Origin of the sequence: Bacillus sp. FF-1, assembly GCF_028548245.1 — a bacterium.
Taxonomy (GTDB): Bacteria; Bacillota; Bacilli; order Bacillales; family Bacillaceae_G; genus Bacillus_A; species Bacillus_A paranthracis.
Window position 1 is genome coordinate 881339 of record NZ_JAQQGG010000003.1, and the last position, 26262, is coordinate 907600.

At 38.7% G+C, this 26262-nt stretch carries 17 protein-coding genes, 22 tRNA genes and 2 rRNA genes; 7 read left to right on the plus strand and 34 right to left on the minus strand.

The features are described 5' to 3' along the window. Positions 1-12: 12 nt before the first annotated feature. Genes menH through PQF83_RS15115 form a run of 3 tightly spaced genes read right to left on the minus strand, consistent with a single transcriptional unit; the run spans position 13 to position 3967 of the window. The gene (gene menH, locus PQF83_RS15105) at positions 13-825 is read right to left on the minus strand and encodes a 2-succinyl-6-hydroxy-2,4-cyclohexadiene-1-carboxylate synthase (protein WP_001103376.1); all 813 of its coding nucleotides are present in this window, start codon (positions 823-825) and stop codon (positions 13-15) included. Then, positions 822-2576, minus strand: coding sequence for a 2-succinyl-5-enolpyruvyl-6-hydroxy-3-cyclohexene-1-carboxylic-acid synthase (menD, locus tag PQF83_RS15110; RefSeq protein ID WP_001059237.1), 1755 nt, complete (start codon positions 2574-2576; stop codon positions 822-824). Before menD ends, menH begins: the two co-directional genes overlap by 4 nt. Continuing rightward, positions 2573-3967, minus strand: a complete 1395-nt coding sequence (locus PQF83_RS15115) for an isochorismate synthase (protein WP_000616745.1) — start codon at positions 3965-3967, stop codon at positions 2573-2575. Before PQF83_RS15115 ends, menD begins: the two co-directional genes overlap by 4 nt. A 194-nt stretch (positions 3968-4161) precedes the next feature. Between PQF83_RS15115 and PQF83_RS15120 the strand changes: the two genes are divergently transcribed. After that, positions 4162-5115, plus strand: coding sequence for a 1,4-dihydroxy-2-naphthoate polyprenyltransferase (locus tag PQF83_RS15120; protein ID WP_000425747.1), 954 nt, complete (start codon positions 4162-4164; stop codon positions 5113-5115). 109 nt (positions 5116-5224) lie between these two features. Further along, positions 5225-5956, plus strand: a complete 732-nt coding sequence (locus tag PQF83_RS15125; RefSeq protein WP_000957376.1) for a yteA family sporulation protein — start codon at positions 5225-5227, stop codon at positions 5954-5956. Positions 5957-6000: 44 nt separating this feature from the next. Here the strand turns inward: PQF83_RS15125 and cspD are convergent, their stop codons facing one another. Next, entirely contained in the window at positions 6001-6201 is a 201-nt protein-coding gene (gene cspD, locus PQF83_RS15130) for a cold-shock protein CspD (RefSeq protein WP_001193054.1), read from the minus strand. A gap of 326 nt (positions 6202-6527) precedes the next feature. Here cspD and PQF83_RS15135 point away from each other — a divergent pair, with 326 nt between their 5' ends. The 3 genes from PQF83_RS15135 (at position 6528) to PQF83_RS15145 (ending at position 8522) form a co-directional block, all read left to right on the plus strand. Then, on the plus strand, positions 6528-7310 hold the full coding sequence (locus tag PQF83_RS15135; protein WP_001147837.1) for a TIGR00266 family protein: 783 nt from the start codon (positions 6528-6530) through the stop codon (positions 7308-7310). Positions 7311-7588: 278 nt separating this feature from the next. Continuing rightward, positions 7589-8311, plus strand: a complete 723-nt coding sequence (locus PQF83_RS15140; RefSeq protein ID WP_001260123.1) for a lipase family protein — start codon at positions 7589-7591, stop codon at positions 8309-8311. Positions 8312-8387: 76 nt separating this feature from the next. Next, positions 8388-8522, plus strand: coding sequence for a hypothetical protein (locus PQF83_RS15145; protein WP_000911070.1), 135 nt, complete (start codon positions 8388-8390; stop codon positions 8520-8522). A 215-nt stretch (positions 8523-8737) separates the two neighbouring features. Here PQF83_RS15145 and glgP read toward each other — a convergent pair whose 3' ends face one another. The 5 genes from glgP to glgB form a co-directional block, all read right to left on the minus strand. Next, a complete protein-coding gene (glgP, locus tag PQF83_RS15150; protein ID WP_000494087.1) occupies positions 8738-11146 on the minus strand; it encodes a glycogen phosphorylase in 2409 nt (802 codons plus the stop codon). An 18-nt stretch (positions 11147-11164) separates the two neighbouring features. Continuing rightward, a complete protein-coding gene (glgA, locus tag PQF83_RS15155; protein WP_002163487.1) occupies positions 11165-12595 on the minus strand; it encodes a glycogen synthase GlgA in 1431 nt (476 codons plus the stop codon). 112 nt (positions 12596-12707) lie between these two features. Continuing rightward, entirely contained in the window at positions 12708-13742 is a 1035-nt protein-coding gene (gene glgD, locus PQF83_RS15160) for a glucose-1-phosphate adenylyltransferase subunit GlgD (protein ID WP_000504156.1), read from the minus strand. A gap of 18 nt (positions 13743-13760) precedes the next feature. Beyond that, on the minus strand, positions 13761-14891 hold the full coding sequence (glgC, locus tag PQF83_RS15165) for a glucose-1-phosphate adenylyltransferase (protein ID WP_000057612.1): 1131 nt from the start codon (positions 14889-14891) through the stop codon (positions 13761-13763). Next, a complete protein-coding gene (glgB, locus tag PQF83_RS15170; protein WP_000111372.1) occupies positions 14839-16776 on the minus strand; it encodes a 1,4-alpha-glucan branching protein GlgB in 1938 nt (645 codons plus the stop codon). The genes glgC and glgB overlap by 53 nt, the downstream gene beginning before the upstream one ends. Positions 16777-17244: 468 nt before the next feature. Between glgB and PQF83_RS15175 the strand changes: the two genes are divergently transcribed. Together PQF83_RS15175 and PQF83_RS15180 are read left to right on the plus strand one after the other, a co-directional pair. Continuing rightward, positions 17245-17850, plus strand: coding sequence for a CalY family protein (locus PQF83_RS15175; RefSeq protein WP_000053957.1), 606 nt, complete (start codon positions 17245-17247; stop codon positions 17848-17850). Between the two features lie 32 nt (positions 17851-17882). After that, positions 17883-22106, plus strand: a complete 4224-nt coding sequence (locus PQF83_RS15180) for a S8 family serine peptidase (RefSeq protein ID WP_000728882.1) — start codon at positions 17883-17885, stop codon at positions 22104-22106. A 179-nt stretch (positions 22107-22285) separates the two neighbouring features. Here the strand turns inward: PQF83_RS15180 and PQF83_RS15185 are convergent, their stop codons facing one another. From PQF83_RS15185 to PQF83_RS15305, 25 genes are all read right to left on the minus strand, one after another. Continuing rightward, positions 22286-23230 carry an L-lactate dehydrogenase gene (locus PQF83_RS15185; RefSeq protein WP_000715338.1) on the minus strand — a complete coding sequence of 315 codons (945 nt, stop codon included), beginning with the start codon at positions 23228-23230 and terminating at the stop codon, positions 22286-22288. A 728-nt stretch (positions 23231-23958) separates the two neighbouring features. Further along, positions 23959-24030 (minus strand) — tRNA-Glu (locus PQF83_RS15190). A gap of 5 nt (positions 24031-24035) precedes the next feature. Next, positions 24036-24126, minus strand: a tRNA-Ser gene (locus PQF83_RS15195). Between the two features lie 7 nt (positions 24127-24133). Further along, a tRNA-Asn gene (locus tag PQF83_RS15200) sits at positions 24134-24208 on the minus strand. 7 nt (positions 24209-24215) lie between these two features. Beyond that, positions 24216-24292, minus strand: a tRNA-Ile gene (locus PQF83_RS15205). A gap of 10 nt (positions 24293-24302) precedes the next feature. Beyond that, positions 24303-24373: transfer RNA gene (locus PQF83_RS15210), tRNA-Gly, on the minus strand. A gap of 13 nt (positions 24374-24386) precedes the next feature. Continuing rightward, a tRNA-Lys gene (locus PQF83_RS15215) sits at positions 24387-24462 on the minus strand. A 10-nt stretch (positions 24463-24472) separates the two neighbouring features. Next, positions 24473-24548: transfer RNA gene (locus tag PQF83_RS15220), tRNA-Thr, on the minus strand. 14 nt (positions 24549-24562) lie between these two features. Next, positions 24563-24638: transfer RNA gene (locus PQF83_RS15225), tRNA-Phe, on the minus strand. A gap of 12 nt (positions 24639-24650) precedes the next feature. Next, positions 24651-24726: transfer RNA gene (locus PQF83_RS15230), tRNA-Asp, on the minus strand. 1 nt (position 24727) lies between these two features. After that, positions 24728-24804: transfer RNA gene (locus PQF83_RS15235), tRNA-Met, on the minus strand. Between the two features lie 27 nt (positions 24805-24831). Next, positions 24832-24924, minus strand: a tRNA-Ser gene (locus PQF83_RS15240). A gap of 17 nt (positions 24925-24941) precedes the next feature. After that, positions 24942-25018: transfer RNA gene (locus tag PQF83_RS15245), tRNA-Ile, on the minus strand. Positions 25019-25022: 4 nt separating this feature from the next. Further along, positions 25023-25099 (minus strand) — tRNA-Met (locus PQF83_RS15250). A gap of 20 nt (positions 25100-25119) precedes the next feature. Next, positions 25120-25192 (minus strand) — tRNA-Ala (locus PQF83_RS15255). Positions 25193-25208: 16 nt separating this feature from the next. Continuing rightward, positions 25209-25282, minus strand: a tRNA-Pro gene (locus PQF83_RS15260). A gap of 10 nt (positions 25283-25292) precedes the next feature. Next, positions 25293-25366, minus strand: a tRNA-Arg gene (locus PQF83_RS15265). Between the two features lie 3 nt (positions 25367-25369). Continuing rightward, positions 25370-25458, minus strand: a tRNA-Leu gene (locus tag PQF83_RS15270). 16 nt (positions 25459-25474) lie between these two features. After that, positions 25475-25549: transfer RNA gene (locus PQF83_RS15275), tRNA-Gly, on the minus strand. Between the two features lie 29 nt (positions 25550-25578). Beyond that, positions 25579-25659 (minus strand) — tRNA-Leu (locus PQF83_RS15280). 22 nt (positions 25660-25681) lie between these two features. After that, positions 25682-25757, minus strand: a tRNA-His gene (locus PQF83_RS15285). A 9-nt stretch (positions 25758-25766) separates the two neighbouring features. Then, positions 25767-25842: transfer RNA gene (locus PQF83_RS15290), tRNA-Thr, on the minus strand. A 4-nt stretch (positions 25843-25846) separates the two neighbouring features. Continuing rightward, positions 25847-25922 (minus strand) — tRNA-Val (locus PQF83_RS15295). 4 nt (positions 25923-25926) lie between these two features. Next, a 5S ribosomal RNA gene (gene rrf, locus PQF83_RS15300) occupies positions 25927-26042 on the minus strand. A gap of 101 nt (positions 26043-26143) precedes the next feature. Then, a 23S ribosomal RNA gene (locus tag PQF83_RS15305) occupies positions 26144-26262 on the minus strand; the annotation flags it as partial.

The following is a 26262-nucleotide window of genomic DNA, read 5'->3' on the forward strand; positions in this document are numbered from 1 at the left end:
CTGAAAAAAGCATCACTGCATAGTTTTTAGAAATCCCTTTACTATTGTATCAAACTTTTCCGGTTGTTCCACATGAATTGCATGACCAGCACCATCAATTTTGACAAATTTCGCGTCAGAGACGCATTTTTCGATATTTTTTAATATGCAAAAGAACTTTTCATCATACTCTCCATTCATTAAAAGAACAGGCATTTTTAAGTTTTGCAGCTCATTCCACCATGAAGGCTGAGCCCCTGTTCCCATGCCGCGCAAGCTATTTGCGAGCCCTTTTGAATTGTTAGCAAGTCGTTCTTTTCGCACTGCTTCTTGTACGTTTTGTGCTAAACGTTTTTGCGTTTCAAACAACGGAATATTTTCCCACATCGATACAAAACTTTCGATGCCTTCTCGCTCAATTTTTTGAGCAAGTCGCTCATCTTTTTCACAGCGTTCTTTTCGCTCATCTTCCCTTTCAAGCCCAGCTGTACAATTTTCTAATAAAAGAGAGCGTACATATTCTGGATATAGACACGCCATTGTAATCGCCAGTCTACCGCCCATTGAATAGCCAAGTATGTGCGCCTTTTCAATATGAAGGTAATCTAGTAGTTCTTTCATTTGCAACGCTACATTTCGAATATCATAATGCGTCACATCTTCAGGACTTTCCGTTTTTCCGTGCCCAACAATATCTACTAAAATGACTTGAAATTGCTCACTCCAAGAAGGAACGAAGGAACGCCACGTCTCCATGCTTCCCGTAAAACCATGAAGAAGTAGAAGTGGTTCCCCGCTTCCGACTACTTCATATTCATACGATACACCTTGCAGCGTTACGTTCATTTTGATTCACCTTGCAACGATGTAGTAATTACGTCCTGTGTTTTTGCCCATAACGTACGGTGCAACGTTAAGTTTTCATCACGGTTCGTACAAATTTCCACAACGTGTAAACCTTCTGTCGTTGTTCCTTTTTGTACTTCTTCTCGGAATTGCTCCCAGCCATTTACACGGCTAAATGAACCACCGTACATGTTGACAACATGCTCATAATCAAGACCAATCGGTGTTCCAAATAACGATTCGAAATGTTCCTTTTTCTCATACTGTGGTAAGAATGAGAAAATACCGCCACCGTCATTATTTACAACGACAATCGTTATGTTTAATTCATGTAATTTTGCGGCTAGTAGTCCATTTAAATCGTGATAGAATGATAAATCACCAATCACTAATACAAGTGGATCGCAAATCATGCTCGCTCCTAAAGCTGTCGAAATGATCCCATCAATCCCATTTACACCGCGATTTGCCATTACTTGAATGTCTTTATCCGATGTGAAGAAGAAAGAATCTGTATCACGAATTGGCATACTATTACTTGCAAATAACGTTGCCCCTTCTGGTAATACGCGGACAATATCTGTAATGACTCTTCCTTCAAATGCCGTATCATATGTTTCCATTTCACGAAGCGTTTCCTTCGTTTTTTCGTTTATATGTTGCCACATTTGGGACCAATCATTCTTTTTCATAACTGGCATTTTTTCTATTAGTGCACTGCAAAATGCAATATCACTCGCTTGGACAACTTCTGTTGCAACGAGAGCCGGATCTCTCCATTGTCCAGATTCGTCAACAACGATATGAACGGCTTTCGTCTGTTTTTTAATGAATTGCGTTAATGCTTTCGAAACAGGCATACCACCGAAGCGAATTAAAACGTCCGGCTTCCACGTTTCTTTTAACAATTCATTTCGTAAAAATGTATCGTAACAGTCAATTACCATCGTTTTGTCGTGGTGCCCGCTACGAATGTTAGAAAGTGGATCCGCTAATATTGGATATCCCGTTTTTTCAGCTAGTTGCGTTGCAAACGTTGCGATTTCTGAATGACTATCATCTCCACAAATAATAAGCCCCTTTTCCATATGTGAAAGGCGCCCTACAAGAGAATCTACATATTCACTCGGCATCACCGCGTTCCCTTGCTGAACTACTCCTGTATATTCTCCGCGTCCTTTATCCCATAAACTTTCTAATGAGAAGTCCGGGATAAGCGGTTCGCGAACCGGAAAATTAAGATGAACAGGTCCTTGCGGTGCTAAAAGCGCGCTTGCTATCGTGCGCTGCGTTGTCATGCGAGCGTAATGATACATCGCCTCATTCGCTTCTGGAAGTGCCATCTCTGTAAATTGCTTCACAAACGTGCCGTATAAATTAATTTGATTCATCGCTTGTGGTGCACCGACATCTCTTAATTCATGCGGTCTATCTGCCGTTAAGACGATAAGCGGCACTCGAGAATGAAAAGCTTCACATACAGCTGGATAGTAGTTCGCTGCAGCCGTTCCTGACGTACATAATAATGCAACAGGACGTTTTTTCGCTTTTGCAATACCGAGCGCAAAAAATCCTGCAGATCTTTCATCTACATGTAAATATGTGTTCATTCCTTCATGTTGTTCCATTAGTAGAGCAATCGGCGTTGACCGTGAGCCTGGACTAATGACAACATCACATACATTTAGACGCGTCAGTTCATCCACGAACGCGCCTAAATAATATGATAATGCTTCTATATGATTGTTCATTTCATTAATTCCTCCAAAGCACCAAGCATCGGTCTAAACTTCAAACTTGTTTCTTCATATTCAAGTTGTGGTACCGAATCAATTACAATCCCGCAACCGGCAAATAAGGATGCTTTCTCTCCATTTAATAATCCGCAGCGAAGTGCAACCGCAAATTCACCATTTCCTTCATCATCTATCCAGCCAATCGGTGCACCATATAATCCTCTGTCTAACAATTCAACATCACGAATTAGTTTCATCGCTTCTAAACGAGGTGTCCCGCCAAGAGCTGGTGTTGGATGTAATTCTTCTACCATCGTTAAAAGACTCGCGTCGCCTTTTGCCTCTACAGGCGTATATAAATGAATTAAGTTTTTCGTTGTTAATAGACCGGGACTTTCCGGAATATTAACGGATTCGCAGTGCTCATTTAATACTCCTCGAATCATGTTCACAACATAACCGTGTTCAGCTAAATTCTTTTCATCATGAAGAAGCGCATCACTATTTCGCTTACTTTCTTCTATAGATTGACCATGACCAGTTGAACCAGCAAGACACATTGAAGTAAACTTCTCATCTTCTTTGCGAATTAATCTCTCTGGCGTCGCTCCTAAGAAGCATGCTCCTTTATAATCAAAAGAAAATACGTAACAATCTGGTTGCCCAATGCGAAGTGCTTCTAAAACAAGCGCAGAATCAATATGATGATCCATCTCTACTTTTAGCTCCCTCGCTAATACAACCTTCTGCACGTTCCCCTGCTTCATCTCATCTTGCACTTTCTCAATGGACTTCATCCAGCCTTTCGGATCCACTTCTACTTTAGAAGTAACTGTTAATTTCGATCCTTCTAGTGCACATTTACTCTCCTCAAAAATTTTCTCTTCTAAAGAAACAATTTCGTTATAAAGAGTTTCTGCACAATCTGTTGCTGAAACGAATGTATTCATTGTTAACCATGCTTTTTCATTTTTTACAGTTAATAAAAATGCCGGTAGTGAAAATGTCGTATCATCAAATTCTTTCCATAAATCTGTTTTCTCTTTTTCTTGGTCAAATGAAAATCCACCAAATAAAAGAGGACCTGTTCCAAATTCGTATCTTTCTCTTTGTACAAATGCTTTCTCTTTTACTTTATCCCACTCGTCACGAGCAGTTTGAAAGCGTTTGTGAGAAGCAGTTGCTATAGTGAAAACAGAACCAATTCCAGCAAATATTACATGCTGAGCTGGGTCTGCAAAATAACATCTATTTTCGAATGAGATCCTTTTTCCTGCTGCATAAAACAGAAGTGGATCCATCCAGTCTATTTTTTTTACAAAACTAACCAATATTTTTTCATCAGTTGCATGCTTAATGGCTGCACTTAGAACTTCCTGCAAGCCTTTTTGTTTCGTTTGAATCACAATTGTCTCCCCCCTATGGGCGAAAAATAGTCATAATTACGCTTGATTTTAAGATACACCTCAAACGAAAGGCCTGTCAACGTTTAGCATTTCTGAGAAATTCACCTTCTCTTCCTAGAAAATAAACGTTGACACTAAATGATGCTTTTTCTACACTTAGTTGTGTACAATATGTGACCAAAGGAGGATTCAACATGGAAATGAACGTCGAAACGAATTCCTCTCCTACGGCGCCAAAGCCAAGCAAGCAAACAGGCTGGCGCATTTGGTGGAGTTTACTACGTCCCCATACATTAACAGCAGCTTTCGTTCCTGTTTTCATCGGAACAGCCTATGCAATGCAGGTCGGAGGTATAAATCAAATACATCTCCCTCTTTTCCTTATAATGCTTCTTGCTTGTCTTCTCATTCAGGCAGCAACAAACATGTTTAATGAATATTTTGATTACAAAAGAGGACTTGATCACGAAGGTTCAGTTGGTATCGGCGGCGCTATCGTTCGCGATGGCATTCAGCCAAAAACAGTGCTTAACTTAGCATTTGGATTTTTCGGCATCGCAATACTATTAGGTGTTTATATTTGTATGAATTCTAGCTGGTGGCTTGCTGCAATCGGTCTTGTTTGTATGGCCGTTGCTTATCTTTATACAGGCGGTCCACTTCCAATTGCCTATACACCATTTGGAGAGTTAACAGCCGGATTATTTATGGGTGTCATTATTATCGGGATTTCATTCTTTATTCAAACTGGAACTGTAACATCAGAAGTCGTTTTACTATCTATTCCAAGCTCCATTTTAATTGGTGCCATTTTACTAGCTAATAACATCCGTGACTTAGATGGCGATAAAGAAAACGGTCGTAAAACGTTAGCCATTCTCGTTGGACGCGAGCGAGCGGTCGGTGTACTTGCTTCTATGTTCATCGTTTCCTACATTTGGACAATTGCTTTAATTATCGTGGGCATTGTATCACCATGGATGCTTATCGTATTTTTAAGTGCACCGAAAGCATTTAAAGCGACGAAAGGCTTTATCGGCAAAAGCATTCCAATGGAAATGGTACCTGCGATGATAGCAACAGCAAAAACAAATACAATCTTCGGTCTCCTCATGGGAATCGGATTATTACTTGGATATTTCCTTTAAAAGGAGCTGCTAATGCGGCTCCTTTTTCATATACCAATTTCAGCTCATAATTCCTACTCGCAACGCTCATACTATGTAAAGAAACTGAATTGTAGGAAGGTGGACGACTATGTTAACTCCACAACAAATAAATCAATTTAAATCCGTTTTAGAAAAACAAAAACAAGAACTAGAGCAAACGATACAAACACACGAAAATGAAGATCGTGCATCTGAACGTGAATCTGTTGGAGAATTATCTAGCTACGATAACCATCCGGCTGATATGGCAACAGAGCTATATGAACGTGAAAAAGACTTCGGGCTTATTGAACTTTGGCATAAACAGCTAGAGGATACGAAACATGCCCTGCAAAAAATAGAAGCGGGTACTTACGGCATTTGCGAAGTATCTGGTGAAGAAATTCCATTTGAAAGATTAGAAGCAATGCCGACTGCTACAACATGCATCCAGCACGCGACAAATAAGTTAAATATGAATACACGACCAGTCGAAGAAGAAGTGTTATCTCCTTCTTTCCACAAACATGATGAAGATCGTTCTGTTGAATATGATGCAGAAGATGCATGGCAAGATGTTGCCAATTACGGAACATCTGAAACACCATCTGATTTAGAAAGACAAGATTCGAAAAACTATAACGGCATGTACGTAAATAGTGAAGAAAACGTAGGCTACGTAGAGGATTTTGAAAACTTTATCGGTACAGATATGTATGGAAAAAATCCGCAAGTTTTCGCTACGGAAGAACATGAAGAATATGAGCAAATGCTTGATGACTTTGAAGAGCGTACCTTTAAGGGCGAATTATCTTCAAATGAGTCGAGTTCCAAAGAATAAAAAAAAGCATTCCGAAAATCGGAATGCTTTTTATCGCTAGCTAATTAGTTTTTTGTAACGTTAGCAGCTTGTGGTCCACGGTTACCTTCAACGATTTCGAAAGAAACTTCTTGACCTTCTTCTAAAGTTTTGAATCCGTCACCTTGGATAGCTGAGAAGTGAACGAATACATCGTCTCCACCTTCAACTTCGATGAAACCGAAACCTTTTTCGCTGTTGAACCATTTAACTTTACCTGTTTGCATGTCATGTACCTCCTAAATAAAAATGAAACTATGAATCCACATGAAAAGGTGGATATAAAGGACATGAATGTATAACAAGCTTACAGCCTTTAATTCAACGTGCTTTATTTCCGTACCACATTATGTAGCTCAATAGTGACTTCACTATATCACGCTATATCCAAAACGTCAAATGAGAACACTTTCATTCCATTATTTTTTTATAATTTTAATATAATGTTGAACTTCCATATTCATATTTTATTGGAAAATTAACAAAACTATAGTGTTCTAATTCTAATAATTTCTGTACAATATAATTACTACATATTTATGAGGTGAAAAAAATGCAAGCACATGAAATCGAGTATAAATTATACGGCGATGATATGCAGTTTGTTGAAATTGAGTTAGACCCAGAAGAAAGCGTTATTGCAGAAGCTGGCGCAATGATGATGATGGAAGATTACATCGAAATGGAAACAATCTTCGGTGATGGTTCTGGACCATCTGGAGGTTTATTCGGAAAGTTAATGGGCGCTGGTAAGCGTCTCGTTACAGGGGAAAGCATGTTTATGACTGTATTTACAAATACAGGTCACGGCAAGCGTCACGTATCCTTTGCTGCTCCTTATCCGGGTAAAATTATTCCTGTAGATTTAACAGAATATCAAGGGAAAGTAGTTTGTCAAAAAGATGCGTTTCTTTGTGCCGCAAAAGGCGTTTCTATCGGCATTGAGTTTACGAAAAAAATAGGAACTGGTTTCTTCGGTGGTGAAGGTTTCATCATGCAAAAACTTGAAGGTGATGGACTTGCTTTCATGCATGCAGGCGGAACTGTATACAAACGTGAATTAAAGCCTGGCGAAAAACTTCGCATTGATACAGGTTGTCTCGTTGCCATGACAAAAGACGTTAATTACGATGTCGAGTTCGTTGGAAAAGTAAAAACAGCTCTATTTGGCGGCGAAGGTTTATTCTTCGCAACGTTAGAAGGCCCTGGAACAGTTTGGATCCAGTCCTTAACACTTAGCCGCTTAGCAGCACGCCTGACAAGCCCAGCAGCACAAAGCACTGGTGAAGGTAGTGTTTTAGGTGGACTTGGTCGTTTATTAGATGGAAAAGAGTAAATAGGGCCCTTATAGGGCTCTTTTTATTTAGGTGGACTATACAAACCACTTCGAATCATATAATACTCCATCACTTCGTTAAGCCACGCCTCTTCTCCTTGAAAACTCACCAATTGGATAGCCTTCTCTTTTGCTTATCTTACACTCCTCCTAACAGTATGTTTACAAAAATCATACTCCCTCACGTAACTGTAGTTTCAAGGTTTTTTTCTAAAAGAATGAATCAAGTCCCTCACTGCATATATTGAACTATACCTTTTCTTAAGGAGGCTCCCTTAATGCGTACTCCTTTATCCTTTGATAAAGATACTGCCATACTGTTAGCTTCTTGTTGTGAGTTAACATATGAACAATATAAACAAAATGGGATTTTTGAAATACCAGATGGTTTTCAATATGTACAAGGCTTTCAAGGAAAAACCATTCAAACGACAGAATGGTTCGGATTCATACTAGAATCTGAGGATACCGTTATTGTAGCTTTTCGCGGGACACAAACAGATACAGACTGGATTATCGATTCACTCGTTAACCAAAAACCATACCCATATGCTTTAAATAGCGGAAATGTCCATAACGGCTTTCTTTCCATTTATGAATCTTGCCGAGATTCTATTATGGATATGCTCGTATCATTACCAGCCCATAAGAAACTTCTTGCAACAGGTCATAGTTTAGGCGGCGCACTCGCTACACTACATATACTCGATGCGCGTATAAACACTGCCTTCGCACAGTACGGTCTGTATACATTTGCCTCCCCAAAAGTGGGAGATATCGCCTTTCGGAATTATTATAAACTGCAAGTAGCTAGTAGCTTTCGTTTCGTCAATTTATTTGATGTCGTTCCACTTCTTCCTCCTCGAAACATAAATTTTAATGACCAAGACTGGGAATATGCACACGTTCATCACAACATGACTTTTACAAAAAACACAAAATCTATTACAAATAATCATGCCATGACAACATACAAAACATGTCTGACTTCTCATTTTTAACCAGTAAACAATTGGAAATTAAATATCCTTATACTATAATAATATATGAATTTACTTTTGGATGAGGGGACCTTACATGCTAAAATTTATCTTTGCACTTTTTCTCATTGTAATTTTTACGTTTACAGGTTTCTTTACATTTTCATACTTTGCGACAGGAGAATATGATGGAACAGGTATCATATATACTGCGATCCCATTTCTTTCTTAAGCAAAAAAAGAAAACCGAGCTTAATAAGTTTAAGCTCGGTTTATTTATCAGTGTCATTTTTTGTCGGTAAATCGATATATCTTAAAAATCGCTGATATATTTTAAGTATCGGTCGATAAAATGTGAAAACCGCCGATAAAAGTTAAGAATCGCTGATATATCTTAAAAATCGCCGATATAAATTTCATATAATCTTTTCCAACGTAGCAATCTCTTTAAATTTGCGTAACTGTATTACCAATACCCCAAATCTCATTACTATACTGTAAAATCGTTCGATCGCTCGCAAAATGACCAGATTGTGCAATATTTAAAATCGACATTTCGAGCCACTTCGTTCGGTTCTCATAAGCTCTACCAACAGCTTCTTGCTTTTCCGCATATGGGCCAAAATCTCGCAGAACGAAATATTCATCATTTTGAATAACGAGAGAATCGTAAATTGCTTCAAATTCAGCTCCCGACTGTGCAAAGAAACCATTCGTTAGCTGATCTACTACCTTTTTAATGTGCCCATTGTGGTGATAATAATCACTTGCACGATATCCACCATTTTGATTGTAATGAAGAACTTCTTCGGCCGTTAAGCCGAAAATGAAACAGTTATCATCACCGACTCTATCTTTTATTTCAATATTCGCTCCGTCTAACGTGCCGAGCGTAATCGCACCATTCATCATAAATTTCATATTGCCTGTTCCAGATGCTTCTTTACTCGCTGTTGAAATTTGTTCACTTACATCGGCCGCTGGGAATATATCTTCCGCTACAGACACTCGATAGTTTTCTAGAAAGATAACTTTCATATATTGGCTTACGTACGGATCGTTATTCACTTTCCTTGCAAGTTCATTTATTAATTTAATAATTTTTTTCGCATAGTAATAGCCAGGTGATGCTTTCGCTCCAAAAATAAAAGTACGCGGATAAAATGTAAAACTAGCATCCTCTTTCAAACGGTTATACAAATATAAAATATGAAGAACATTTAATAATTGTCGCTTGTAAGCATGTAGCCTTTTTACTTGCACATCAAAAATAGAATTAGGATCAATTGTAATCCCCATTGTATGATGAATGCGCGCTGCTAAAATCTCTTTACGCTCTTGTTTTACCTCTGCAAATTTCTCTTGGAAACTCGCATCGTATTGAACTAATTGTAGCTCTTGAAGCTTAATCGGTTCTTTCTTCCACTCTGTTCCAATCGCCTCTGAAATAAGGTTCGTCAGCTGCGGATTCGCCTTCATTAACCAGCGTCTATGAGCGATTCCATTCGTTTTATTATTAAACTTATCTGGATAAAACTCATAAAACAATCGCATTTCACGCTGTTTTAAAATCTCCGTATGAATTTTTGCTACACCGTTTACACTATGGCTACCGACAATTGCTAAATGAGCCATTTTCACGAGATCATGCGCAATAATCGCCATCTCTTCAATACGATGCCATTCATACGGATAACGTTCCCAAAGTTCATGACAGAAACGTTCATTAATCTCTTCAATAATCATATAAATTCTCGGTAATAACGGTTTAAAAATGTGAATTGGCCACTTTTCAAGTGCTTCTGATAACGTCGTATGATTCGTATAAGAAATCGTTTGCGTCGTTATGTGCCAAGCTTCTTCCCATGCTAGTTTTTCTTCATCTAATAAAATACGCATCAGTTCTGGAATCGCCAAAACTGGATGGGTATCATTAATATGAATCGCAATTTTCTCATGTAATTGACGAAGGTCACCATATCTTTCTCTATGCATACGAACGATATTTTGCAAGCTTGCTGATACGAGGAAATACTGTTGTTTCAAACGAAGTATTTTCCCCTCATCATGCGTATCATCTGGATATAAAAACTCCGATACCGCCTCTGTTTCACGCTTATATTTCAAAATATCTTTGCAATTTTGTGGGAAAGGAACTGGTTCCGCATTCCAAAGTCTAAGTGTATTTACAGTACTCGTCTCATAACCTACTACTGGAACGTCATATGGTACGGCCATAATTACTTCTGCATTTGTATGCCTGAATTCTAAACGCCCATCAATGTAGAGCGGTTCAACATTGCCGAAATAACTTACTTCTACAGCTTGATCATGCCTTCTTACTTCCCATACATTTTCATGAAGAAGCCACTGTTCTGGAAATTCAACTTGATAACCATCAACAATTTTTTGATCAAATAAGCCGTGTTTGTAACGAATTCCGCACCCATGACCTGGTAAGTTTAAAGATGCAAGTGAATCAAGGAAACAGGCTGCTAACCGTCCAAGTCCACCATTTCCAAGACCTGCATCTGCTTCCACCTCTTCTAATTGTTGCAACGAAATTCCAAGCTCAGAAAGCCCTTGCTCACATACATCCTTGATGCCTAAATTTAATATGTTACTTCCAAGCAAACGCCCAAGTAAAAACTCAATGGATAAGTAATACATTTGCTTTCGCTCTCCAGACCGATAACTTTCATTCGTTGCAATCCATTGACTATTCATATACTCACGTACCATGTACCCAAGCGTATTGTATTGATCACGAGTTGTAGATTCTTTGAAACTTTTACCATACATCGTCTCTAACTTTTCTAGAAAAGCTGATTTGAAACTTTCAACATGAGTAAACATCTCTTCACCACCTACATGTTATTCCATGAGACTTTTATACAATTTTTTATAAGCAAGGGCTGATTTTTCCCAGCTATAATCTTCAGTCATTGCTTGTTTTACAAGCTGCTCCCATACCGGTTTATCATGATAAAATTCAATTGCACGACGAACAGTGTGTAACATGTCATGTGCATTAAAGTTCGTGAAACTGAAACCATTTCCTTCTCCAGTTTCTTCGTCATAAGATTGTACCGTATCATTTAATCCGCCTGTCTCTCTTACAATTGGAATCGTACCGTACGCTAATGCGATAAGTTGTCCAAGTCCACACGGTTCAAACAGTGATGGCATTAAGAATAAATCACTTCCCGCATATACTTGGTGAGCTAATTCTTCATTAAAACCGATGTACACTTTTACCTTCTCAGGATACTCATATGCCATCCACTCGAAGAATTGTTCATATTCCGAATCACCTGATCCTAAAATAATACATTGTACATCTTCTTCCATTATTTCACGGAATACAGTACGTACTAAATCAAGACCTTTTTGCTTCGTTAATCTCGTTACCATTGAAATAATCGGCGTATCTTCTTTTTCCGGCAAACCAAAATAACGCTGCAACGCGCGTTTATTTTCATTCTTTTCATATAATGAATCTGCATCGTACTGAGCAGTAATATACGAATCCGTTTCTGGATTATACACGCTCGTATCAATTCCATTTACAATGCCACTAAGCTTACCATTATATTTTCGCAACAATCCATCTAACTTCTCACCGAAAAATTCATATTGAATTTCTTCTTTATATGTCGGGCTAACTGCTGTAATTTGATCAGAAGCGATAATACCGCCCTTCATAAAGTTCACATTTCCATAAAACTCTAACTGCTCACTATGAAAATATTCATCACCAAGTTCTAGCAAGTCGTACATCACTTCAGGAGGAAATACACCTTGGAACTGCAAGTTATGAATCGTATATACTGTTTTAATATGCTCATATAATGGGTTATCTTGATACTTTTCACGTAGTAAGAAATTGACCATAGCTGTATGCCAATCGTGGCTATGAAGAACATCCACTTCAAAATCAAGATGAGGAATACACTCTAAAACTGCTTTCGAAAAATAAGAAAAACGCTCTCCGTCATCATAATGACCATACAGAGAATCCCTCTTAAAATAATATTCATTATCTATTAAGTAATACGTAATCCCGTCTTGCTCACCTTTTAAAATTCCGCAATATTGATTTCTCCAGCCAAGCGGGACGTTAATTACTTTATGTAGCGTACATCCGTCCCTTAATTTTTGCGGAATAAGACTATAATTCGGGAGTATAATGCGAACTTCCACACCTAATTTTTTTAGCTCTTTTGGGAGCGCACCTGCTACATCAGCTAATCCTCCCGATTTAACAAATGGTACACATTCTGATACTGCAAATAAAATATTCACTTGTTGTCCCACTGCACGAAAAGCTTATACTACTTCCCTTGCAGCTTCCTCCCTTCGAGTTTTCATTTAAATTAAAACTTGAATCAGTGGAGGAAAAACCCCCACTGATTTCTTAAGAATAACTATTAATCGTACTGTTTTGAATGCTTCCTTTTTCTACAACGTATGGCTCATCGGCGTTTCCTTTTAAGACAACACCGTCACCAATTTTCACATCTTTATCAATAATAACACCGTCTATTATACAATTATCTCCAATTTGGCTCTTTTGCATAATAATGCTATTACGAACAATTGAACCTTTTCCAATTTTAACAGAACGGGAGACAACGCTATTTTCTACTTCACCTTCAATAATACTGCCGTTTGCAATCATTGTGTTTTTCACAGCTGCACCCTTTACATAACGAGTTGGTGGTTCATCTTTTACTTTCGTAAAGATCGGTGCTTCTTTCTTAAATAGTTGCTTCCAAATAGCAGGTTGCAAAATTTCTAAGCTATGTTTATAGTAACTTTCAATCGAATCAATAATAGCTACATATCCTGTATGCTCATATGTAGCAATATGTAGTGATTTTCCGCGCTTTTCTCTCACTACATCGAATAAGCTATATTGCTCCACATCTTTATATGACTCAAATAAATCTAACAATAATTGTTTCTTTAACACGTATGTTTGAAGCGAAACCCCTTCATGGCAAACTTCCGTAATATCAGCTGCCGTATGTATATGTCGCTCTAACACTGCTTGAAAATTTAATGCTGTTACGAGATGGCTATTCGTAATCACGACGTACTCTTCTCTGCTTCTTAGAAAATAATCAATATGTCTTCTAAAATGTGCAAAAGATCCAAATTCATCTTGATCACATTGGCAATTTGGCGGGAATAAAAACAGTCCGTCTCGTTTTCTATCTAAATCCCACTGTTTGCCTGAACCAACGTGATCCATTAGTGAACGGTTTTTATGGCTTGTAAAAACTGCCACACTATGAATATTAGAATTCACCATATTTGAAAGCATGAAATCAATGAGTCGATAACGGCCCCCAAACGGTAACGCCGCTAGTGAACGATGCCCTGTTACTTTCTTTAAGGAAGGAAAACTTCCCGTTGCATTAATAATTCCTAACATTTTTTCTCCCATTCATTTCATCCCCCTTTTCTATTTCCCTTCAGCAATGAGTACTACATCGTCAACATTTTTTTCCGGACGAATAATTGTTCCATCTTCAATAACCATTTCCGATCCAACAATTGCCCTTTCAATCACAACATTTTTGCCAATCTTCGCTCCTGGCATAACGACAGAATCAATAACCATACTACCTTCTTCCACCGTCACCCCTTGGAATAATACAGAATGCTTCACGTCCCCTTCGATGACGCATCCTTCGTTAATAAGTGATTCTTCTACTCTTGCCTTTTCAGCAATATATTGAGGCGGTTCGTTTGGATTAACAGAATAAATACGCCAGTCACGGTCGTTTAAATTCAGTGATGTTTCATCGCGCAGTAAATCCATATTCGCTTCCCATAAGCTCTTCACTGTACCAACATCTTTCCAATATCCTTCAAACGGATACGCCATTAGCTTCTTCCCTTCATCTAATAAAAGCGGAAGCACATCTTTTCCGAAATCATTACTAGATTCAGGGTTTCTTGCATCCATTTCTAAATACTCTTTCAAAATCGCCCAGTTAAAAATATAAATTCCCATTGATGCAAGATTACTTCTTGGAAATTGCGGTTTCTCCTCAAATTCAACAATCTCCATCTCTTCGTTCGTATTCATAATGCCAAAGCGACTCGCTTCATCCCAAGGCACTTCAATAACAGAAATGGAAACGTCCGCTTCTTTCTCAATATGGTAATCTAGCATTTTACTGTAATCCATTTTATAAATATGGTCACCTGATAAAATGAGAACATACTCTGGTTCATATTGACTTAAATAGTTTAAGTTTTGATAAATGGCACTTGCCGTACCTGTGTACCACTTCACACCCGAAGACTCCGCATAAGGAGGTAATACTGTGACTCCACCGCTTACTCGGTCTAAATCCCACGCATTGCCAATTCCGATATAATTATGAAGTTCTAGCGGTTGATATTGCGTTAAAATCCCAACCGTTTCAATACCAGAATTCGCGCAGTTACTTAGCGTAAAATCAATAATGCGATATTTACCACCAAATGGAACAGCTGGCTTGGCTAAATTTTTTGTTAATGCACTTAATCGACTACCTTTTCCCCCTGCTAGTAACATTGCTACGCACTTTTGTTTTTGAGCCATCTTGTTTTTTGCTCCCCTTTCTCGTCTTCACTGGTCGTAATATGGATACGCCAAATGGTGGAATTGTAATTTCTACATGTGCTGCTTGATTATGAAACGGTTCTTGAATCGCCTTCAGACGTTTCTTATTTACTTGCCCTGATCCGCCATATTGCTCAGCATCACTGTTTAAAATCTCGTTATAATACTCAAAATCTGGTACACCTACTTTATAGTTTTCATATGTAGCTTTCGTAAAATTACATACGACAACTAACGCATCTTCTTGTTTATCCCCTTGGCGGATAAAAGAGAAAATACTTTGCTCATTATTATTAGCATCAATCCACTGAAAACCTTCAGGCGAATGATCAAGCTGCCAAAGTGGTTTGGAGCGCTTATACAATGCTATGAGCTCTTTAAAGTAATCATGCATATAACGATGCATTTCAAAATCATGTAAATTCCAATCTAAATCTTCAAGGTCTTTCCACTCATCAAACTGCCCGAATTCTCCTCCCATGAAAAGTAATTTCTTTCCTGGGTGAGTAAAGAAATATCCATATAATAAACGAAGTTGAGCAAACTTATCCCAGTAGTCTCCTGGCATTTTATTTAATAACGACTTTTTCCCATGAACGACTTCATCATGAGAAAGCGGTAATATGAAATTTTCAGAGTAAGCATATAGTAAAGAGAACGTCATTTTATCATGAATATATTTTCTATACTCTGGCGCACATTCCATATATTTCAGCACGTCATTCATCCAGCCCATATTCCATTTGTAATTGAATCCAAGCCCACCTTCATACGTTGGAGCTGTTACAAGTGGCCAAGCTGTTGAATCCTCTGCTGTCATAAGAAAATCTTCATCCTCTGCAAACACAGCTTCATTTAACTCTCGTAAAAATGAAACAGCGTGCTCATTACTTTGCTCTTGTCCTTCTTTATTCCAGTACAGCATGTTCGCAACTGCATCTACCCTGAAACCATCAATATGGAAATATCTCATCCAAAATAACGCATTTGAAATTAAGAAATTACGTACTTCCCTCTTTCCTAAATCAAAGTTGACAGTTCCCCATACTGGATTTTCTTGCACATCTTTATCTTTATATTCATAAGTCGGTGTCCCATCAAACAAATATAAACCGTGAGCATCTTTACAAAAATGCCCCGGCACCCAATCTAAAATGACACCGATTCCATATTTATGACATTCATCGACAAAATGCATCAAATCATGTGGTGTGCCGAATCTACTCGTTGCTGCATAATATCCCGTTCCTTGATATCCCCAAGAACGATCATATGGATGCTCAACAAGCGGCATAATTTCAATATGTGTAAATTGATGTTCCACCACATAAGGAATGAGTTCTTCTGCCATTTCCCTGTAAGAGTACAGTGTTCCATCTTCTTTCTTTTTCCAAGAACCGAAATGTAATTCATAAACTGTCATCGCTTCTTTATAAACCGATTTTTTCTTTTTCTTACGACTCCAGTTTTTATCATTCCATTCGTATCCCTTTATATCAAAAACTACAGATGCCGTATTCGGTCTTACTTCTGCATACACAGCATACGGATCTGCCTTAAGAATGACATCACCAGCCATCGTTTCAATCGCATATTTATATATTTCTCTTTCTTCTATATGCGGTATAAATAGGGACCAAATTCCCTCTTCTGTCACTTGCAGCATCTTATGTTGCTCATAATCCCATTCATTAAAATCTCCAACAACACTCATTGCTTTCGCATGAGGAGCCCATACTGTAAATCGTACACCTCGCATCTCATCTTCCGTCACAATATGTGCGCCAAAGATGTTATAACTGTCATAATACTTTTCTGTATGAAACTCATCTCGTTTCACTTCTTCACAATTTATTACACTCAATATGCTCACCTCACTAAGATGACAGAATTTTTTATACTTTACCAATTCTGCGAAAAACTGAAATATCCTTGTTAATTTATAAAAAATATACGTTTTTTTCTTAAAAATGTTGAATTTTTTTCACATTTCTATATAAAATATCGAATTTTGACGAATATTCATTGAAACGCTTCATTTTTCACTAGTCTTTCATCTTACTATTTATTTCTCAACCTCTATTTTATTAGCTTCATCCTCTTTTTCATCCTATTTTACACTTAAAATCGTAACAAAATAATCTGTCATAAAAAAATGTTTCTCAACATTTTTCGTCACAATTGTATTGAAATGGAAAATTGATAAGCATATACTTGTTCTCAATAAAGAACAAAGACTTTTCGTAACTACAATTCATAGCGGACTACTATGTTTACTTATTTATCCTTGTTACGAACAGTCGCTATAAAAATTTAATTAGGGGGCTTTCTTATGTCATTAAAACAAAAGGTTGGAATGGGAGTTGTCACAGCAACGCTTGGCTTATCCCTTACATTCGGCGGTGTATTCGCCTACTTCAGTAATTCAGAAACATCTAGTAACTCATTTCAAGCTGGAACACTAGACCTTTCTATTAATCCAAGTGTAATTGTTAATGTGAAAGATTTAAAACCAGGCGACTTTATTGAAAAAAATTTCACGCTTGAAAATAAAGGGTCATTGGATATTGCAAAAGTAGCACTTGAAACATCCTATGAAATTACAGATGCAAAGAAAAATAATGATGGTGAAGATTTAGGCGATCACATCATCGTCAAATTTTTAGTGAATGATGGAAAGCCATCTAATCCAAACGATGATCATGAAATTTTGTGGGAAACAAAACTATCAGAATTAAAAACTATGAAACCTGAAGATGTGGCTACTTCTCTAGAACGTCATAACTTAATAGACGGTATTAAATCTGGTGAAACAGATTATTTACACGTGCTCTTCTCCTTCGAAGACAACGAACAAGATCAAAATAAATTCCAGGGTGATTCCTTACAGCTAAACTGGACATTCCATGCAGAGCAAACACCAGGCACGGAAAAATAATTTTTAAAATATAAATTATCGGAGGCTTATACATGAAAAAGAAAAATCGTTTTGTTACCGGAATTGTAACGGCTGGCGTTCTGCTTTCAACTGCCCTTCCGTTCAATGTACTTGCTGAAAATCCTATTAACCAAATTGACTCTTCAAACGCCCAGTCTTTACTATCAAAACTTTCTAAAGAACAGCGTCAGGCATTACAAACGTTAGATGCCAACCCTGGTTTTACTATCTCTCCAGATATTAATACAAGTAGTTCTGAACCAGTAAATATCATTGTAGAATTTCAAACAGCTCCAGTAAAGATTAATGAATTAAAACAAAAAGAAAAAGGATTACAAGCTGCTCCTGAAAATATAAAAGCGCGTATTGATCAAGAGCATGAGGAATTTCAAAAAGGACTAAAACGCCTTTATCAATTTAGCCCATCAGTAAAGTCAGGGAACTTCCAGTCTGTACAAATTAAACGTTCTTATAAACATGCGATAAATGGTGTTGCGCTGACGTTACCTGCAAATACAGTAGAAGAATTGTTACGAATTGGCGTTGTAAAGCGTATTTGGAAAGATTATGAAGTGAAACTAAATTTACCAAAACAAGCAGAGCAGAAAGCACCTCAAAAACTAACAGATAGTATTCCGCAAATTGGGGTCGATAAGTTACATAGCGAAGGCATTACCGGAAAAGGAATTAAAGTTGGTGTATTAGATACAGGTATTGATTACAATCATCCTGACCTAAAAGACGTGTATAAGGGCTATCGCGCAAAACCTGGCGAAGACTCTAGCAAGGTAGATCCAAACTCAGTAAAAGGTTGGGACTTTATTAATAACGATGCAGATCCGATGGAAACAACTTATACAGAGTGGCAACAATCTGGCGCTCCTGAATTTGATGATCGTGGCTCTTCCTTCTACACAGCCCACGGTACTCACGTAGCAGGTATCGTTTCTGCGCAAAAGAAAAACAAATCAGATTCCGCAGTAAAAGGTGTTGCACCTGACATTGAACTGTATAACTATCGTGTACTCGGTCCATACGGAAGTGGCGATAGTTCAGGTATTATTGCTGCAATCGATAAATCTATTTCTGACGGTATGAACGTTATTAACTTATCGTTAGGTGACGAGAGCAACAATCCGCTTGATCCAACGTCTATCGCTGTTAACAACGCAATGCTTTCCGGTGTTGTTACAGTCGTTGCCGCTGGAAACTCTGGTCCAAATCCAGCGACACTCGGATCACCAGGTGCTTCTCCATTTGCAATTACGGTTGGAGCAAGTGATAGCTCTATTTCCTTACCGAAACTATCAAGTCATGCTGGACAAGTACAATTCCCTAACTTGATTTTATTTGGCAAAAACTTCACTGATAAAATAGAAGATTTCAAGGGACAAACGTTATCTATCGAATCGGTAGGAATCGGTACGCCTGACGAGTTTAGTAAAAAAGATGTAAAAGGAAAAATCGCTCTCGTTGCACGCGGTACACTGTCATTTGATGAAAAAATTGCGAATGCAAAACAAGCTGGTGCAAAAGCCGTTATTATTTATAACAATGTGGACGGAGAAATTCCTTTCTACGTTGGCGAAAGTACAAAATACATTCCCGCATTCCGCCTAACGAAAGAAGATGGTGAGAAACTAAAAGCTCAAATCGAACAAGGTAATACATCCTTTACCTTTGACGAACTTAGTTATATTCAAACAGAAGGCGATCATCTTGCAGACTTTAGCTCACGCGGCCCTGTTACATCAAATGATGATATTAAACCAGATATTACAGCGCCTGGTGTTGCTGTACTTTCAACAGTACCTGAATATATTAACGACCCACAAGAGGGCGAAAACTATGACGTTTCCTACGAGCGTATGCAAGGAACATCTATGGCTTCTCCTCATATCGCGGGCGTTGCTGCTCTTATTTTACAAGAACACCCAGAATACTCTCCATTCGATGTAAAGGCGTCTCTTATGAACACAGCTGATGATTTAAAAGAAAAGTATTCCGTATATGAAGTTGGAGCTGGACGAGTAGATGCGTACAACGCCGTTCATACGGAAACTAGTTTTAAAGTGCTAGATACAACAAAAACAGTTGTAAATGATGAAGTAATTGAAGTCCCTGAAGAAACTGGATCCATTGCATTCGGGAAGTTCTATCAAAAAGACGGTGAAGCTCTTGAACAAAAACGAAATATAAAAGTGGAAAACCATAATAAACAAGAGAAAAAAGAATTTAAAACAGAAATTTCTTATACACCAGCATCTTCTTCTATTAACGATGCTACCGCAAACGGTGTAAAAGTTTCTGTTCCAGAAACAATTACACTTGATGCTGGGAAAGCAGATGAAATTGAAGCAAAAATTAATGTTCCAGCCGGTGTAAAACAAGGCCGATATGAAGGATATATTCATATTACAAATACGAAAAATAAAGAAGAAACGTACCAAATTCCGTTCTCTATTCGTGTATCAGAACCTGGTATTGAAAATGCAATATTATCAAGAAAAGCAATTTCCACTGATACATCAAAGTTTAATCCATATGGTGAATCATATGTTCACGGGGCATTCCAATTAAATAGCGAACTTGAAACGTTAGACCTTATCGTGAAAGATTCAAAAACAAATAAAGCACTCGGCTTCATTGGGACATTAAACACGACTGGACTAAAAACGGATGTGTATTACTACTTAGATTCATTCTTTAACGGAAAAGTGTATCCTTTCACAAATGACCCTGCAAAACCAATTGGTGATGAGAAAATCAACTTACCAGAAGGAGACTATACAATAGAGTTTGTTGGCTATGATAAAGCTGGGAAAGCGCGTGTGAAAGGTGATTATGTCGTAATTGATAATACACCGCCAGAAGTAAAATTAACTGGATTAAAACCTGGTATTTATGAATTAAATGAAGAAAATTACACAGTAGAAGATGGTAAAAAAGCGTTATGGATTAAAGGAAATGTGTATGATTCGAACGTTGACTACTTAAAAGGAAAAGGATTAAACATTACGCAAGAAGCAAATGGAGTTATGTATTATGACTATTCTCCATACTTGCATAAGTTTTTACCTATTAATGCAAATGGTGACTTTAAAGTTGGCATTACTCCTGAATCCTTTAAAGTGGAAGGTCCAATGAACACAGGTGTATATATTTTCGATTATGCAACTGCAGGTCCTGACTATCCAAGCGGTGTAAATAATTATTGGTTTATCCCGCAAGGAGCTCAATATGCAAAGGCTAGTTATGATAAAAAAGAAGTATATAAAGGGGACGAGTTCACAGTAACCCTAAACGCGAAACACGTAAAACAATTCGTTGCTGGGGCATTTAACGTAAAATTCCTAGAGAAGAACTTCAAATTTGCAAATGTGAAATTGAATCCTGCTTTTGAAAAACTCCTTTCTGAAAAAGGGGTAACCGCAAAAATAAATGAATCAAAACTAGAAGAAGGTTCTGTTACAGTAGGCGGGGCTATTGATGATAAAAACTTCGCTGGATTAGATGGTGACTTCCCGTTCATTGATATAACTTTTAAGGTAGAAAATGATGAATTTTATGAAGCAAATGCTCAATTAGATTTATCAGTGTTCGCTTACTGGAAACAAGGTGAATCAGAGCCAAATAGAATGCGTGTCCTTCAAGATCAAACATTCTCAGTTATGTCTTTAAACTCACTAGTAGAAGGAAATATTAAACCTGGTGCATTCTTAAATGAACGTGGCTATTTAGATGAGAAATTCGATTATACAAAGCTTGGCGTAAAAGTATATGCAACAGATTCTTACCGTCATAAGTTTGAAGGCTCACTAGATAAATACGGATACTTCAAACTAAATGGACTTCCTGTTAATAAACGCGACTATAACTTATATGTAGAAGTACCAGGGCATTTAACAAGCCGACTAACAACGAAACTTGGTACTGAAAAAGACGGTAAGCTAATTGGCCAATATTATTATGCACGCCTTGATGAAAACCTTGCAGGTGATGTAAATGGCGATAAAGTAATTGATATAAAAGATGCTGAAATTATCGCTAGCAACTATGGTAAAAAAGGAGTATCTGTGAAAGACGGTGACCTAAATAAAGATGGTATTGTTGACGAAAAAGATATTCGCTTCGTTGAAAAGAACTTCTTGAAAAAAGGTCCCGATGCATCTAAATCACAAACACCTATTGAAAAATCAAAAAGCGGTACACTGGCAGATATTTTAAAGAAATTGGGATTAACGCCTAAAAAATGATAATAGAAAAGAGCACTCTACGCAAAGTAGAGTGCTCTTTTCTATAAACGACCCTGATCCAGCAAAAGGGGTATATTGGGGATATACAAGGGAAACCGGAAAAGGAATTTATATTAAATTATATATAAATCCAGAAGTAAGAAGTAGTTCCCCACTTCTGGATTATTTAGCAATTATTATTATAGTACTGGTGCCATTGTTTCTTTTAATACTTTTACAGAATGAGCAAATTTCGCTTTTTCATCCTCATTTAACTCAAGCTCTACGATTTCACGTACACCTTCACGGTTAATTACAGCTGGAACACCTACGTAAGCATCTTTCTCACCGTATTGACCTTCAAGGTATGCAGATACAGTTAATACGCTGTTCTCGTTGTTTAAGATTGCTTTAGTTACACGAAGTAGTGACATACCGATTCCGTAATAAGTTGCACCTTTACGCTCGATGATATGGTAAGCTGCATCACGTACGTTTTCGAAGATTTTGTCTAAGTCTTCTTGTTTGTACTGTTCGTTGTTAGCTAAGATTGTTTCTAGTTTTTGTACACCGATAGTAGCGTGACTCCATACTGGAAGTTCAGTGTCACCGTGTTCACCAACGATGTAAGCATGAACGTTACGTGGATCTACATCTAAGTAGTCACCTAACATGTAACGGAAACGAGCAGAGTCTAAAGTAGTACCAGAACCAATTACACGCTCTTTTGGTAGACCAGATTCTTTCCAAGTTACGTAAGTTAAAATATCAACTGGGTTAGTTGCGATTAAGAAGATTCCATCGAATCCGCTATCCATAATACCGCGAACGATTTGTTTAAAGATTTTTGTATTTTTCTCAACTAAGTCTAAACGAGTTTCACCTGGCTTTTGTGGTAATCCAGCAGTGATAACTACTAAATCTGCATCTTTACAATCTGCATAGCTACCGCTCCAAACTTTTGTTGGTGATGGAGAGAATGGTACCGCATGGCTTAAGTCCATTGCTTCCCCTTCTGCTTTTGCTTCATTAACATCTACTAATACGAATTCTTCAGCTACACCTTGGTTAATCATTGAGTAAGCGTAACTACAACCTACAGCTCCTGTTCCTACTAATACTACACGATTGATACCTTTTTTCATGGTAATTTCCCCTCTCTATTGTTCACATATATTTTTTATGATTGTTTAAGTAATTAATTAAAATACTAATTTAATGTTGTTTAACTTCTTTACACTCATATTGTAGCACGTATTATTGTGAATTACTTCACAAATTATGACCTATTTGTGAACTTTTTCACATAGAGTGTAAAGTTATTGGAATAGGTGTGGAATCCATTTCAATGGAGGCGTTTTCTTTAGATTGTGAAAGGGATTTTCTTATGTTTTTGTCGGTAAGTGAAATTATATCGGCGATTTTTAGAATATATCGACTGTAACTCCAAATATATCAGCGATTATTGAAATTTATCGACCGTAACTCAAATTATATCGGCGATTTTTGCAATATATCGACTTACCGACAAAACTCGACAACGTTAGCATCATAAAAAAGCTGTCTCCAGTAGATCACCTATTGAAAGACAGCTTCTTCTATTTATACTATTTGTTTTCTGTGGTAGCGCCTAATACAGAAATTTCAATATTAAAAAGCTCAATTAAAGCATCCTTTAGTTGAGCGACCCATATTTCAATTTTTATTATTCAACTGTATCTAATAACTCTACAACTAATTCCTTAGGATTTTTCCAGCTATGATATATTTCTAAGTGCCATTTCGTTAATGACCTTGAGTATCTCTTTTTCTATCCAAAGTCCACTTTTACACAACAAAAAAGAGATAGCAGATTATGCTATCTCTTTTAATATGACCCGTACGGGATTCGAACCCGTGTTACCGCCGTGAAAGGGCGGTGTCTTAACCACTTGACCAACGGGCCAGTTCTGGCAGAGAAGAAGGGATTCGAACCCTCGCACCGCGTTCGCGATCTACTCCCTTAGCAGGGGAGCCCCTTGAGCCACTTGGGTACTTCTCTATAAATATGGCTCCGCAGGTAGGACTCGAACCTACGACCGATCGGTTAACAGCCGATAGCTCTACCACTGAGCTACTGCGGAACAATTATGGTGGGCCTAAATGGACTCGAACCATCGACCTCACGCTTATCAGGCGTGCGCTCTAACCAGCTGAGCTATAGGCCCATAATTGAAAAGCGGGTGAAGAGAATCGAACTCTCGACCAGAGCTTGGAAGGCTCTTGTTTTACCACTAAACTACACCCGCATTAAATTGTAAATGGTGAGCCATGAAGGACTCGAACCTTCGACCCTCTGATTAAAAGTCAGATGCTCTACCAACTGAGCTAATGGCTCATTTTGAAAGTGGTGCCGGCTAGAGGACTTGAACCCCCAACCTACTGATTACAAGTCAGTTGCTCTACCAATTGAGCTAAGCCGGCTTGCGACTTCAAAATGGTGGCTCGGGACGGAATCGAACCGCCGACACGAGGATTTTCAGTCCTCTGCTCTACCGACTGAGCTACCGAGCCTTTATGTAAAAATGGCGGTCCCGACCGGGGTCGAACCGGCGATCTCCTGCGTGACAGGCAGGCATGTTAACCACTACACCACGGGACCTTGGTTGCGGGGACAGGATTTGAACCTGCGACCTTCGGGTTATGAGCCCGACGAGCTACCAGACTGCTCCACCCCGCGACGATAAAATATTTAATTAAGAAAAAATGGAGGAGGTAGAGGGATTCGAACCCCCGCGCGACTCTCGCCGCCTGTCGGTTTTCAAGACCGATCCCTTCAGCCGAACTTGGGTATACCTCCGAGATATAAACTTCTAATGGTGGACCTTGTAGGACTCGAACCTACGACCGGACGGTTATGAGCCGTCTGCTCTAACCAGCTGAGCTAAAGGTCCTTTATGGTAGCGGCGGAGGGGATCGAACCCCCGACCTCACGGGTATGAACCGTACGCTCTAGCCAGCTGAGCTACACCGCCATAAATGATATTAAAATAAGTGGAGCCTAGCGGGATCGAACCGCTGACCTCCTGCGTGCAAGGCAGGCGCTCTCCCAGCTGAGCTAAGGCCCCATGTTTTTTGGGAATATCGGGAAGACAGGATTTGAACCTGCGACCCCCTGGTCCCAAACCAGGTGCTCTACCAAGCTGAGCCACTTCCCGTTAATAAAAGCGCGCCCGAGAGGAGTCGAACCCCTAACCTCTTGATCCGTAGTCAAACGCTCTATCCAATTGAGCTACGGGCGCATATGGTGCCGAGGGCGGGGGTCGAACCCGCACGGTGGTCACCCACCGCAGGATTTTAAGTCCTGTGCGTCTGCCTGTTCCGCCACCCCGGCATGTCATATTGAAAATTGGAGCGGAAGACGGGATTCGAACCCGCGACCCCAACCTTGGCAAGGTTGTATTCTACCACTGAACTACTTCCGCAAGACATGTATGAGCTATTTAATTAAAAGTGCGGGTGAAGGGAGTCGAACCCCCACGCCAAAGGCGCCAGATCCTAAGTCTGGTGCGTCTGCCAATTCCGCCACACCCGCATATTAATTTATTTAAGAAAAATGGGGCGACTGATGGGAATCGAACCCACGAATGCCGGAGCCACAATCCGGTGCGTTAACCACTTCGCCACAACCGCCATGATTTCTGGTGCCGACTAGAGGACTTGAACCCCCAACCTACTGATTACAAGTCAGTTGCTCTACCAATTGAGCTAAGTCGGCTAAATGGTGGAGGATGACGGGATCGAACCGCCGACCCCCTGCTTGTAAGGCAGGTGCTCTCCCAGCTGAGCTAATCCTCCATTTGCCTGGCAACGTCCTACTCTCACAGGGACAAGGTCCCAACTACCATCGGCGCTAGAGAGCTTAACTTCCGTGTTCGGTATGGGAACGGGTGTGACCTCTCTGCCATCATTACCAGACTGTATTCATTTAAGACAAGAATTATTGTAACTTATTTCACTTTGAAAGTCAACAAGTTTTTTATATTCTTTCAAAACTAGATAACATTGCTTCATATTATATGGTTAAGTCCTCGATCTATTAGTATTCGTCAGCTCCACATGTCACCATGCTTCCACCTCGAACCTATCAACCTGATCATCTTTCAGGGATCTTACTAGCTTACGCTATGGGAAATCT

What these genes read in the sequence shown, in the direction of transcription:
- menD (WP_001059237.1), bottom strand. Translation starts at nt 2,576, where the DNA reads ATGAACAATCATATAGAAGCATTATCATATTATTTAGGCGCGTTCGTG.
- PQF83_RS15120 (WP_000425747.1), top strand. Translation starts at nt 4,162, where the DNA reads ATGGAAATGAACGTCGAAACGAATTCCTCTCCTACGGCGCCAAAGCCA.
- glgP (WP_000494087.1), bottom strand. Translation starts at nt 11,146, where the DNA reads ATGTTTACTCATGTTGAAAGTTTCAAATCAGCTTTTCTAGAAAAGTTA.
- PQF83_RS15180 (WP_000728882.1), top strand. Translation starts at nt 17,883, where the DNA reads ATGAAAAAGAAAAATCGTTTTGTTACCGGAATTGTAACGGCTGGCGTT.
- PQF83_RS15175 (WP_000053957.1), top strand. Translation starts at nt 17,245, where the DNA reads ATGTCATTAAAACAAAAGGTTGGAATGGGAGTTGTCACAGCAACGCTT.
- PQF83_RS15140 (WP_001260123.1), top strand. Translation starts at nt 7,589, where the DNA reads ATGCGTACTCCTTTATCCTTTGATAAAGATACTGCCATACTGTTAGCT.
- glgD (WP_000504156.1), bottom strand. Translation starts at nt 13,742, where the DNA reads ATGGGAGAAAAAATGTTAGGAATTATTAATGCAACGGGAAGTTTTCCT.
- menH (WP_001103376.1), bottom strand. Translation starts at nt 825, where the DNA reads ATGAACGTAACGCTGCAAGGTGTATCGTATGAATATGAAGTAGTCGGA.
- PQF83_RS15185 (WP_000715338.1), bottom strand. Translation starts at nt 23,230, where the DNA reads ATGAAAAAAGGTATCAATCGTGTAGTATTAGTAGGAACAGGAGCTGTA.
- PQF83_RS15145 (WP_000911070.1), top strand. Translation starts at nt 8,388, where the DNA reads ATGCTAAAATTTATCTTTGCACTTTTTCTCATTGTAATTTTTACGTTT.
- PQF83_RS15135 (WP_001147837.1), top strand. Translation starts at nt 6,528, where the DNA reads ATGCAAGCACATGAAATCGAGTATAAATTATACGGCGATGATATGCAG.
- cspD (WP_001193054.1), bottom strand. Translation starts at nt 6,201, where the DNA reads ATGCAAACAGGTAAAGTTAAATGGTTCAACAGCGAAAAAGGTTTCGGT.
- PQF83_RS15125 (WP_000957376.1), top strand. Translation starts at nt 5,225, where the DNA reads ATGTTAACTCCACAACAAATAAATCAATTTAAATCCGTTTTAGAAAAA.
- glgC (WP_000057612.1), bottom strand. Translation starts at nt 14,891, where the DNA reads ATGGCTCAAAAACAAAAGTGCGTAGCAATGTTACTAGCAGGGGGAAAA.